Below are 11,431 nucleotides of genomic sequence, written 5' to 3'. Positions count from 1 at the left end.
TTAAGGTTTGTAAAGGGGTTTGGCGACAGTTTAACTGATGAGTGTGATTAGGAAAGCTGATGACAGGAGAGAGATGGCGATCGCCAAGCCGATGATTGCTAAGTCGATCGAGATGACAACTTACATTATGCCGGCACCAACTCCAACCGATATCGGTACAAAGCCACAGGATGCCCACCAGCAGCAAAATAATCCGGGTCTTGCGGCGACAAATAAATCGCTGTCACCTGATCCGCCTCAATTCTCTTACTGGCAGAATCGCCATTTTCTCCGCCTCCAACAACTCGATAAGCCGTGGTTGTTTCCACCTCGTTTAAATAAATATCATACTCTCCCCGAAACACCTGCTGAGAAATCTCAGCAGACACAAACTCGCGAGGATTCGGCGTCTCAGTTCCCCGACTGGTAACAATCGAAATTAATTGTCGTTCCCCTTTCAAAACAGTAATTTGGCGGTTGGGATTGGTCGGATCGACTTTCACCGAAAGTACGCCACCGTCGCCTAAATAAGCCTTGGCAATATTCAAACCGTTAAAAGTGCGATCGGCTACAATCTTTGTAGCTTTTTTAGATATATAATTAGAACCAAAACCAATATTTTTTTCCGGTTGAAACCGCACTTTAAACAATACCGGCTGCTGCAAATAGCGGCGGTTGCCTTCAAACCCGGGTGTCATAATATTTGGGGCTAAAGGAGATGCTAAATCTACCAAAGTGCTCGCAACATTCCAAGTGCCGGCCATCCAATCTGGATAAACCAAATCTCCCTTAGCTACAGCGATAGGAGGTTTGCCTTCCCAATTGGGAAAACTGGATGTGCGATCGCTCAAAACTCCCGCACTGGCATCACCGCACCACAAAAGTAACGCCAAAACCCAACAAAAACCCCAAATTGCTCTCATACCAAACTGCATCTCACTGGCTAAATTTTTATTCCTCTGCTTTATGCCTTCTGTGCTCGATCGACGTGTAAAGCTATTGTAACGCTACGTTCGTAACAATCCGCTACAAGCAGGATTAAGTTTTTAGGTTCGCCTACCTCAAATAATTTATTGTAGCAAGCTATCCATCAAACGCCACAAATAAAGTTGGGAAATTGCTGGCTCGCAGCAAACAATAAAAAAAGTGAGTGAGTACGCAAGTTGTGATATGTTACCAACTAGGATGTGAGGAGCAATATACTATGAATACACTTTTTGGCAAAACTTTAGTAGTTACGCTAACTGTTTTAGGCAGTGGACTGATGCCGTTGGCGATCGCCCGGGCAGTCGATTCCCCAATTACGGAAGAACCAACAGCTTCACCAATCAACAGCGAAGAAAGCGATCCCCAAATAATAGCCGCCGAAGCAGAGCCACTACCAGAATCAGTAGTTAACGGTGAAAAGGTGAGCGAGAACTCCCCGAACAGCTTGCTGCCAACCCCTACTAACACTGAAATAGCAACGCCAGTTAGCGGTGAAAAGGTGAGCGAGAACTCCCCGAACGGCCTGCTTCCAACCCCTACTAACACTGAAATAGCAACGCCAGTTAGCGGCGAAAAGGTGAGCGAGAACTCCCCGAACGGCCTGCTTCCAACCCCTACTAACACTGAAATAGCAACGCACAAAACGGCAGATTTCAGTCAACAGATCGGTCCAAATCTGGAAACAGGGTCAGAGGCAACAAAGGAAAATTCCCTAGTTTCCGATCCATCGCCAGAGAGCACCTGGACCCAACAAGTGATTCCTGTCTCAGGGCTAACAGCAGAACTTCCACAAAAAGATACCTCAATTGAGCCAGCCAGGGAAAAAACCCCCAACCCCGAATCATCGCTTCTCGATCGGGATACCTCTGTTGAGCCTGACTTGCAAAATACCCTCAACCCGGAATTATCAGAAGACAACACATCGTCGATGGACCAAGTGACCTCAGTCTCTCAGCTATCCGACGTGAAGCCAACAGATTGGGCATTTCAAGCACTGCAATCTCTAGTCGAACGGTACGGTTGTATCGCAGGCTATCCCGACGGCACCTACCGCGGCAACCGGGCAATGACCCGCTACGAATTTGCCGCCGGCTTAAACGCCTGCTTGGATAAAGTGAGGGAGGTAATTACTGGTGGAACGACAAATTTAGCGACCAAAGAAGACTTGCTTGCCGTCCAACGGCTGCAAGAAGAATTTGCAGCGGAATTGGCAACCCTGCGCGGGCGCGTCGATGCTTTGGAAGCTCGCACAGCAGAACTCGAAGCCAACCAATTCTCCACCACCACAAAGCTGACGGGTCAGGTGTTGACTTATCTGGGAGATGCTTTTGGCAAAAATGCTAGCGATGCGAATAACACTACATTGGGCTATCGACTCCAACTCAACTTGAATAGCAGCTTCACGGGTCAAGACAACTTGTTCGTCGTTCTGGAAGCCATAAATTTAAGGCCACTTAACACAGCTACCGAATTTCCGCAAGGTCGTCTCAGCGGCCCGACTGATGAAACTCGTTTCCTGCCATCCGACATATCAGGAAATGGAAGTTTGAATTTGATCGGATTGGGATACCGCTTCCCGGTGGGTGACAAACTGCTGGTTTCTTTAAATGCCTTTTCTAGCAACCGGCTACTTTCAGCACCCCTGAGTCCCTTTGCCAGTCCGACTACAGGAGCTCTATCGTACTTTGGTTCAATCAACCCAATTCTGTACCCCGCCATTCAGCAGACAGGGATTGGCGTACAGTGGAAAGCAACTCCGTGGTTGAACTTCGATTTCGCCGCCGGCAGCGAATTCCGGACTAACGACCCGAGTGTAGGTTTCTCCAAAGCCGGCTACAGCGGTTCTATACGAACGGTCTTCGATTTCGGCCCGCTCGATATTTCTTTAAATTATGTCCACTTATACTCTCCTCAATTTGGGGTTGATACGTTCAGCGGCAGTAACGCTGCCCAAATTCAAGGAGCAGGAGCAGTTGTCGCCAACGCCTATCTTCCTGGAATCTCTTATCGAGTCTCGCGGACTTTGGGGTTAAGCGGTTCTGTCGGTTTGATTAATGCTCGTGCCTTGGGCAACGGTACGAAGGGAGATGCTAATGTGGTGGACTATCGTTTTTCTCTGGCTTTTTATGACTTGGGCAAAGAAGGCAACTTAGCTGGTATTGTTTTTGGGGTGCAACCTCGGTTGACTGGTACGAGCAATGGGGCGATCGCTCGAGCGATTGGTTTACCTGCGGGACAGCGCAAGGATCGCGACCTGGGGTTTCACATTGAAGCCTTTTATACCCATCAACTGACCGACAATATCACGATTACTCCTGGTATCTTCTGGTTGACCGCCCCCAACCATGACGATCGCAACCCGGATGTTGTTGTCGGAGCAATCAGAACCACCTTCTCTTTTTAACTCAAATCGGACGATCGCGCAGACTGAACTTTTACACCACCTGTAGAGTTTTGGCGGGCAGTTCCCACCCTACAAATAGAGTCTGTGCGATCGTCCTGTTTAACTCACATAGGACGATCGCACGCACTTTTACATATGAACCAACAAGTTTTAGCCGTAATTGAAAAAATCCGTGTCCTCGGTGGCGAACAGTACGGCGAAAGTGCTTGGCGAAATCCGATTCGTCAAGATACCGGCCCAATTCTGCAAGGTGTTGTTGCTGCTGTACGACCAAAGACTATCCTTGAACTTGGTACGGGATATGGTCTCTCTACCTGCTACCTCGCACTTGGAGATCCTCAGGCAATCATCCACACCGTCGAGTTCGATAAATCTGTGGCAGAGCAAGCCGGGGAACACTTTCAACAAGCAGGAATAGATAGCCAGATTCGGCAGTGGGTTTGTCCTTCTGAGGAGGCAATTAGGCAAATTCCCAATGAAATTCCGCTGCCGGATTTGGTGTTTGTAGATCACGCGAAGCGACCTTATAAAGACGACGTTCGCGCGATTATTGAACGCTGTAGCGGCAAACAAATTCTGATCCTTGCGGATAATGTCGAAGATCGCAAGCAGGAACTTTCCGATTTTCTCGAATGGTTTGGGGGGATCGCAGTCACAAGTGCGATCGTCCCTACCCAGTGCGGTTTGCTCGTTGCATGGGTATAAGTAGTGGCTAGTTCATCCAGATTTTCATTTTTTGCATGGAGGTAGGTTCAATTAGTTTGCTACTTGTGTATTAATGGACAACTGTGCACTGTGGCAAATACCTTTGTTGTTAGCGCCTAAGAACAATTTCTGGCGCTAGCATCATTAAATTGGCTAGAACCAAATGCAATGTCTAGAGTAATTGCAGCAACTATCTCTAGTGAAGCGACACAAACAAATGGCAATTGTTTTATGCGATCGAAGGCTATTGATAGTTATGTACATCCAGCAATGACCGCTCCAACTCCTTAATGTTCGATCGATTGATTTCATTTACTTATTTCTGTTTCTGAGGCATTTTATTACCAATTTTACAGAAGTGTTGAACGTTCTTATCAAGCTTCACCTTTAGGAGTAGAGCAATCATTTACTTGAATGTCCAGATGTTTTGATAATTTTGCTACAATCTTCTGAAAAAAATAGCTTCATAACTCATCCACAGGTTGCGGTTCCCAAACCTCCCCGTATTTATCCTTCAATTCGTGCCAGTTTTCCACCTGTCCCGGTTCATATTCACCAGGCTTTCCCCACTGCAAAAATGCACTCAAAGCAGCCTCATTTTGATCGTCGAGAAAACGAATTGCATAAGTAGTAAAATTGCCTCTTTTCGCTTCACCAGTCTCGAACTTCACCTGTTTAATTTTGTCCATATTCAGGTGAAACTCAAATATTTCGGCGTGCATATTGGCATATTTACCCTTCGGCAACTCCGCATAAAACAGCTTGTGAATTGAACCGCGCACTTCCAACACCGCTGCGCTGCTAGTCACGATTAAACGCAGTGTTCCCAAATTTTCGCAAGCTTCTAAGAATTCTTTCAGGTTAGGCATAATTTAATTGGGGAATGGGGAATGGGGAATGGGGAATGGGGAATGGGGAATTAGAACCAATAAGCAATAACCACAAACTAATGACTGCTGACTGCTGATTATTTTTCGTGCAGTTCGTAAGCAGCGACAATCCGCTGTACTAGCGGGTGTCGCACCACATCTGCCTGAGAAAATTCGCAGAAAGCAATGCCCTCAACGTTGCCCAGAATGTTTTGGGCAACTGACAATCCGGACTGTTGGTTTGGCGGCAAATCTGTTTGAGTGATATCGCCCGTTACTACCATTCTCGATCGAAAGCCGAGACGAGTCAACACCATTTTCATTTGAGCCGGCGTCGTATTTTGAGCTTCGTCCAAAATTACGAAAGCATTGCTGAGAGTGCGCCCCCGCATATAAGCTAAAGGAGCTACTTCGATCAAGCCTCTTTCCATTAAATCGGCCATTTTTTCTGGGTCGATCATTTCTTGCAGGGCGTCGTAAAGCGGGCGCAAATACGGATCGACTTTTTGCTGTAAATCTCCCGGCAAAAACCCTAATTTTTCGCCAGCTTCTACGGCCGGTCTGGTTAAGATTAGCCGTTCGTACTGTTTGCTTAACAAAGCTTGGATGGCGAAAATAGCTGCTAAAAATGTCTTGCCAGTACCGGCGGGGCCAATGCAAAAGGTCAGGTCGTGCGTGCGTACTGCTTGGACGTACTGCCGCTGCTTGAAGGTTTTGGCTCTAATTTCTTCGCCGCGGCGGGTTCTGGCGAGAACGTCGCGCTGCAAGTCTTGCAAATCATTTTGGCGGTTGGTATCCAAAGCGTGGCGGGCCGTCTGGATTTCAACTCCGGTAATAGTTTTGCCGGATTTCCAATAGTCGGATAGCGATCGCACTAATTTATGACACAATTCTACTTGACTTTTTGTGCCGGAAATCAGCAGTTCTTGTCCTCGCATTACCACGTTAGCACCGGTTTGCTTAGAGATCATTTTCAGGTTTTCTTCTTGATTACCGGCCAAGGACATTGCGCTTTGAGTGCTCGGTAACTCTATTATTAGTTTTTCATTCATGCCAACATAAGCTCCTCCAAATAAGCAATTAGAAGTTATATCAACTCGTGTAGCATCGGAATTAATATTATCCACAGCTTTCGATACGGCATTGCCGCGTCCCTACAATTAAGCGGGGTAGGGACACGGCAGTACGGTGTCCTCGGTATCATTCCGATGCTACCGCAAACGATCTTAACAATTAACAGTTCAACTAGCCGCGTTTTGGGAACAAAAAAACGCCAGCTACTAGCTTTTACCTAGTATCTAAGGCGTCTTTTATCTTTAAATCGCAAATGAGTTTGGTGCTGGATGCACAAATCAAATCTCCCTTCTATTAAGTCAGGCAATTTTAGATTTTAGATTTGAAATTTTAGATTTTAGATTAACCCGATCCCGCTGACCTTGTAGATTTTAAATTTTACATTTGCGTCCGATCGCAAAACCGGCAATCTCAAATCTAACGGGGCTTGTACTACAAAGTCTACAACAGGGAATCTAAAATCTAAAATTCTTTCTGGGTTCGGCAGTTAGTTAATAACCGGGAGTATTTCTGCTCGTTCTAAACGTAGGTGTGTTAGTACGGCGAGGTTGTTCTCTCGGAGTTCTGCTAGCTAAGGGACTAGGCGACGGAGGTGGCGTCCGGGGTCGGAAGTCGCCTCGCGGCTCCCGCGAGCCACGATCCGGGCGGTCGCGATCCGGGCGGTCGCGATCGCCCCTGGGCGGGCCAGATCCGCGATCGCCCGCTTCACCATCGTATATATCTAAGTAGAGGGACTGACCCGCCGTCTGCGCCACCGCTTCGAGCGTAGTTCTAATTGCCTGAATGTTGCGTCCGCCCCTACCGTAAACCCGGCCTTTGTCCGGATCTTCAAAAGCAAGCCTAACCCAGACCCGCGATTGGCGCGGGTGCAGTTCGCAATCAACCCGCAAAGAGCCTGGGGTCTCTAAAAAAGGCCCAATTAAAAACTTAACCAGTCCAGCATAGTTGGGACTAGCTGACTGTTGCTGTGCTGGATTCAACGTTGGCTCCGGCTCCGACTTGTTCAAATACATGGGCTTTTCTCAGGATGTCACGCACGGTGTCAGTTGGCTGAGCGCCTTCTTGCAGGCGCTTGACAATCGCTGGAACATCCAGCCTGGTTTCGTTATTTCTGGGGTTGTAATAGCCGAGCTCTTCTAGGGGACGGCCGTCTCGGCGGGTAGAACTGTTCATCGCTACAATCCGGTAGCTGGTCTCGCGTTTTTTCCCGTATCTCTTCAATCGCAGTTTGATCATCTTCTTGCACAATAGTCTTGTTCCAATTCTAAGCTATTTTGTCAGTGCTCCTTCCCCGAACCCCAACTCAACCCCTATTTCTTAACCTCCGACCAAAATATCGCTGCGATTTGCAGCCCCCAAGGCAGGTCTGGCGCCGTCAATGTGCGGTGTAATTGCTAGTGGCAAAATCGATGCTGTTCCCCACTGCTGCACCAATTTTTGCAAAAATATATCTTGCTGCGCTCTCAAAGAGTCCCAATCGGTGCCGCGATTAATAATTGCAAACCACACTAAACCCCGATCGCGCGTGGGTATGGCTCCAGCCAAAGCAATCACGCTGTCCAAAGTACCCGTTTTCACCACAGCCGATCGCGGAATGTGTCGGTGTTCCAAAGTTCCTCGATCGCGCCCGGACACCGGAAACAAGTCAGCAATCGTCAGCCCAGTAGTCTGAAGGTTGCGCGCGATCGCCTGCATCATCCCACAAGCGGCCCTTGGAGACATCTGATTTTCCACTCCCAATCCCGAACCGTTAACCAATTGAAGTTCCGCCGCCGGCACCCCCGCTGCCCAAGTCGCTTGCTGCTGCACTATCTTGGCGCCGCCCAAATCGTCGGCCAGCATTTGAGCTATTTCATTGTCGCTGTGGACGTTCATCTGCTTGAGAATTTCGGCTAAAGGGAGCGATCGGCGTTTCAGCAGCAAATGCCCCGAAGTCACAAATTTCTCAGCAATGACGCTGCCGGCAACCGTTACTTGCGGCTTTCTAGTTCCCGGAGCCATCTTAGAATACATTGCCACCACGTCCTGCGACCAACTGCTACCTTCAAGAGCTTGCCGCAGTATCTCCCCCGCAACCAAAGGATCGGACTGATAATTCATGCGGAAATTGCCTGTCACCACCAAATTGCCCGCCACGCGATCGATACCCATTTGATTGAGAGCATTGCCCACCGCGATCGCCTCCTCCCACACAAACAGCGGATCGCCCCCGCCGCTGACCACCAAATCCCCCTGCAACACCCCATTCCTAATCGGCCCCGTTCCCCGGAACCGCGTTTCAAACTGATAATCCGGGCCCCAAGTTTCCAGCGACGCCAGAGAAGTCGCAATCTTAGTCAGCGAAGCCCCAGGCATCAGCATCTTCCCCTGCTGACTTACCAGCGGCACTATTCCTGCTTGCACCCAAATTCCCTGATTCCCGTCAATCAGGTTCTTGTCCTTCAAATCTTTTAAATATTCCCGCACCGTGGCTGCTGCGGGCAAGTCTGGATTTGCCGCATCTATTCCCCCAAAAGCCAAATCTTCGGCCACCACTAACCCGGGTATTCCTCCCCGCCAAGCCAGCACTGACGCAGCATTCGGCGCGGCACTGCCTACCCCAGCCATGTCCAGCCACAAAGACATGATTCCCGAGCTAAATAAATCCAGCATTTTTTACTCCTAAAGTCAATCGATTTTAGATTTTAGATTTTAGATTTTAGATTGAAGAAAGCGCTCCCACTGATAAATGCGGGGGCTTGCGATGAGGATGGGGATCTGTTTTCTCGCTCCACGGATGAATCCGGGGTTCCCGGACTAAAGTGCTTGCGGTCATGTAAACTATTTCATTGATTTTTTCAATTGGCAGTCAAAAATAGTAAAGTAGGGACAAAACAAGTTCTATCAGAGTAGTCGGAAATGAGAATTGTCCGATCGGGTGCGAGCGGATTTTAGTTCTTTATTCAGACTTCTGGATTCACGCTCCTGACTTCCTGGTAGAATTTTTAGTGTTTCTCAAACATTGGTCAATGGGATCGACACGCGCAAGAATTGCAATAGACGCTATGGGTGGGGATCACGCCCCCGCCGAAGTTGTAGCTGGAGCGCTTAAGGCACAAGAAGAATTAGGCGTAGAGATTTTGCTCGTGGGCGACCCGCAGCAAATAGAAGACTCGCTCCGGCAACAAGACGCGATCGGCCGCGTCTCTACAGGTCAGCTAGAAATCGTTCCTTCAGAAGGAGCGGTGGAAATGCACGAAGAACCTTTGAGTGCCCTCAAACGCAAGCCCAACGCTTCGATAAACGTAGCGATGAACTTGGTAAAGCAGCAGCAAGCTGATGCTGTGGTGTCCGCCGGTCACTCCGGCGCGGCAATGGCTGCTGCCCTGCTCAGGTTGGGGCGTCTCCCCGGAATCGATCGCCCTGCGATCGGTGCGGTTTTGCCGACAATGGTGCCGGGCAGCTCTGTACTCATTCTCGATGTCGGCGCTAATGTGGACTGCCGCCCCAAATTTTTGGAGCAGTTCGCTCTTATGGGAACTATTTACAGCCAGTGCGTGCTGGGCGTCGCCGAACCTAAAATCGGCCTGCTCAACATTGGCGAAGAACCTTCTAAAGGCAACGACGCAGCGGTGCGAACCCACCAGTTATTGGTGGACAACCCGAACATTCCTTTTGTGGGCAATGCCGAAGGCCGCGACGTGCTGTCGGGGAACTTCGACGTGATTGTCTGCGACGGATTTGTCGGTAACGTGTTGTTGAAGTTTGCCGAAGCGGTGGGCGAAGTCGTGGTGCAAGTGCTTAAGGAAGAATTGGCGGCCGGACTCAAAAATCAAATTAGCGCTCCCCTCCTGCAAGAAAGCCTCAAAGGGTTCAAGCAGCGGGTAGACCACGTTGAACACGGCGGCGGTTTGCTGTTGGGAGTTGCCGGAGTTTGCATTATCAGCCACGGTTCATCTCAAGCTGCCTCGATTTTTAATGCCATTCGTTTGGCTAAGGAGGCTATTGACAACCAAGTGCTGGAGCGAATTAGATCGTCCAATCGCCAAAGCGCTCTGGAACAAGAAGCTGTAAATTAGAAGCAGTAAGTAGGAATTAAAGATTAAAAATGTCAAATTAAAAATGTCAGCTTAAATAAGCTGTTTTGCTTGAAAAAAGTAATTTCAGCAGTTTAAAAAATAATTTTAATTGGTAGTTTTTAATTTTTAATTTCTAGCTCGATCGCTCATAAATGGAGAGGAATGTTGCAGCAATCAGGGTTCGGCATTGCCGTCACGGGTAGCGGCTCTTGTACACCGCAGGTTTCGCTGGATAATAACGGTTTGAGTCAGATAGTAGAAACTTCTGACGAGTGGATTGGGGCGCGCACGGGCATTCGCTCCCGCAGGCTGGCGGACGATCGCACTTCTTTGTGCGATTTAGCCACAGAGGCATCGCTGTCTGCGATCGCCATGGCAGAAATTTCGCCTGCAGATATTGATTTGATTATTTTGGCGACCTCCAGTCCTGACGATTTGTTTGGCACTGCCAGTAAAATTCAATATCAGTTGGGCGCGACAAAAGCTGTGGCTTTTGATTTGACAGCAGCTTGTTCGGGCTTTATTTTTGGTTTAGTGACAGCCTCGCAGTTCATTCGGACAGGGGTTTATCAAAATGTTTTGCTGATCGGAGCAGATATTTTATCTCGTTGGGTAAATTGGTCGGATCGGGGTACTTGCATTCTATTTGGAGACGGTGCAGGTGCGGTGGTATTGCAGGCTTCAGAAGTCGATCGCTTTTTGGGATTTGAAATTCGCAGCGACGGCACGCAAAATTCGTCTCTCAATTTGCCTTACAAAGCCGAGTCAAAAGAATTAATTGAGGGCGTCAGCGTCGGAGTTGGCGGATTTCATCCTATCACAATGAACGGTCAAGAAATTTATCGCTTTGCCGTGAGAAAAGTCCCGGAAGTCATAGAAAAAGCTATGTTTCGGGCAAATATCAGCGCCGCAGAAATTGACTGGCTGCTGTTGCACCAAGCCAATCAGCGGATTCTCGATGCAGTTGCCCAAAGGCTAAAGATTCCCCCCGAAAAAGTAATGAGCAATTTGGCAAATTACGGCAATACCTCAGCGGCTTCAATTCCCCTTGCCTTAGACGAAGCCGTGCGTCAGGGTAAAGTTAAAACGGGCGATACAATTGCTGCCGCGGGTTTCGGTGCAGGTTTAACTTGGGGGGCGGCGATTTTTCAATGGGGAAGGTAAAGCGATTTTCGATTTTCGATTTTCGATTTTCGATTGGGAATTACTGAGGAACTAGAGGTTGGGAGCGGGTAAAGGCAGTTTCATTCTTTTTGGGAACTGGTATAATGTTTGGCGGCTTTAAACTTTGGCTAATGATTGTCTGGAGTGCTACCGTTGAAAAATACAAATCCTCGAACGCGCCATACATAGGG

The 11,431-nt window shown here is 48.5% G+C and carries 11 protein-coding genes; 5 read left to right on the top strand and 6 right to left on the bottom strand.

Annotation, left to right across the window (positions count from 1 at the left end):
• Positions 1-125: 125 nt before the first annotated feature.
• The gene (locus tag QUA99_RS21720; protein WP_333240690.1) at positions 126-902 is read right to left on the bottom strand and encodes a DUF6816 family protein; all 777 of its coding nucleotides are present in this window, start codon (positions 900-902) and stop codon (positions 126-128) included.
• A gap of 281 nt (positions 903-1,183) precedes the next feature.
• Here QUA99_RS21720 and QUA99_RS21715 point away from each other — a divergent pair, with 281 nt between their 5' ends.
• The 3 genes from QUA99_RS21715 to QUA99_RS21705 all read left to right on the top strand — a co-directional run bounded on the left by QUA99_RS21715 (position 1,184) and on the right by QUA99_RS21705 (position 4,366).
• Complete coding sequence (locus tag QUA99_RS21715) at positions 1,184-3,370, top strand: iron uptake porin (RefSeq protein ID WP_333240692.1); 2,187 nt, start codon at positions 1,184-1,186, stop codon at positions 3,368-3,370.
• A 135-nt stretch (positions 3,371-3,505) separates the two neighbouring features.
• On the top strand, positions 3,506-4,075 hold the full coding sequence (locus QUA99_RS21710) for a class I SAM-dependent methyltransferase (protein WP_333240693.1): 570 nt from the start codon (positions 3,506-3,508) through the stop codon (positions 4,073-4,075).
• A gap of 168 nt (positions 4,076-4,243) precedes the next feature.
• Complete coding sequence (locus QUA99_RS21705) at positions 4,244-4,366, top strand: hypothetical protein (RefSeq protein ID WP_333240694.1); 123 nt, start codon at positions 4,244-4,246, stop codon at positions 4,364-4,366.
• Positions 4,367-4,539: 173 nt separating this feature from the next.
• Here QUA99_RS21705 and QUA99_RS21700 read toward each other — a convergent pair whose 3' ends face one another.
• The 5 genes from QUA99_RS21700 to QUA99_RS21680 all read right to left on the bottom strand — a co-directional run bounded on the left by QUA99_RS21700 (position 4,540) and on the right by QUA99_RS21680 (position 8,670).
• Complete coding sequence (locus QUA99_RS21700; RefSeq protein WP_333240697.1) at positions 4,540-4,944, bottom strand: ChuX/HutX family heme-like substrate-binding protein; 405 nt, start codon at positions 4,942-4,944, stop codon at positions 4,540-4,542.
• A 98-nt stretch (positions 4,945-5,042) separates the two neighbouring features.
• Complete coding sequence (locus QUA99_RS21695) at positions 5,043-5,996, bottom strand: PhoH family protein (protein WP_333240698.1); 954 nt, start codon at positions 5,994-5,996, stop codon at positions 5,043-5,045.
• Positions 5,997-6,509: 513 nt separating this feature from the next.
• Positions 6,510-6,998, bottom strand: a complete 489-nt coding sequence (locus tag QUA99_RS21690) for a KH domain-containing protein (protein WP_333085049.1) — start codon at positions 6,996-6,998, stop codon at positions 6,510-6,512.
• Positions 6,970-7,254 (bottom strand): 30S ribosomal protein S16, encoded by a 285-nt coding sequence (rpsP, locus tag QUA99_RS21685; protein ID WP_006633724.1) that lies wholly within the window; start codon positions 7,252-7,254, stop codon positions 6,970-6,972. The genes QUA99_RS21690 and rpsP overlap by 29 nt, the downstream gene beginning before the upstream one ends.
• Before the next feature lie 81 nt (positions 7,255-7,335).
• Complete coding sequence (locus QUA99_RS21680; RefSeq protein ID WP_333240701.1) at positions 7,336-8,670, bottom strand: D-alanyl-D-alanine carboxypeptidase; 1,335 nt, start codon at positions 8,668-8,670, stop codon at positions 7,336-7,338.
• Positions 8,671-9,026: 356 nt separating this feature from the next.
• On the opposite strand from QUA99_RS21680, the gene plsX reads away from it, so the two are divergent.
• Positions 9,027-10,076 (top strand): phosphate acyltransferase PlsX, encoded by a 1,050-nt coding sequence (plsX, locus tag QUA99_RS21675; RefSeq protein ID WP_333240703.1) that lies wholly within the window; start codon positions 9,027-9,029, stop codon positions 10,074-10,076.
• 162 nt (positions 10,077-10,238) lie between these two features.
• Entirely contained in the window at positions 10,239-11,240 is a 1,002-nt protein-coding gene (locus QUA99_RS21670; protein ID WP_333240706.1) for a beta-ketoacyl-ACP synthase III, read from the top strand.
• Positions 11,241-11,431 lie beyond the last annotated feature (191 nt).

It is taken from the genome of Microcoleus sp. F10-B2, assembly GCF_036704965.1.
Classification (GTDB): Bacteria; Cyanobacteriota; Cyanobacteriia; order Cyanobacteriales; family Microcoleaceae; genus Microcoleus.
The sequence above is the reverse complement of the archived record's forward strand: the minus strand, read 5'-3'. Positions and strand labels throughout refer to the sequence as shown.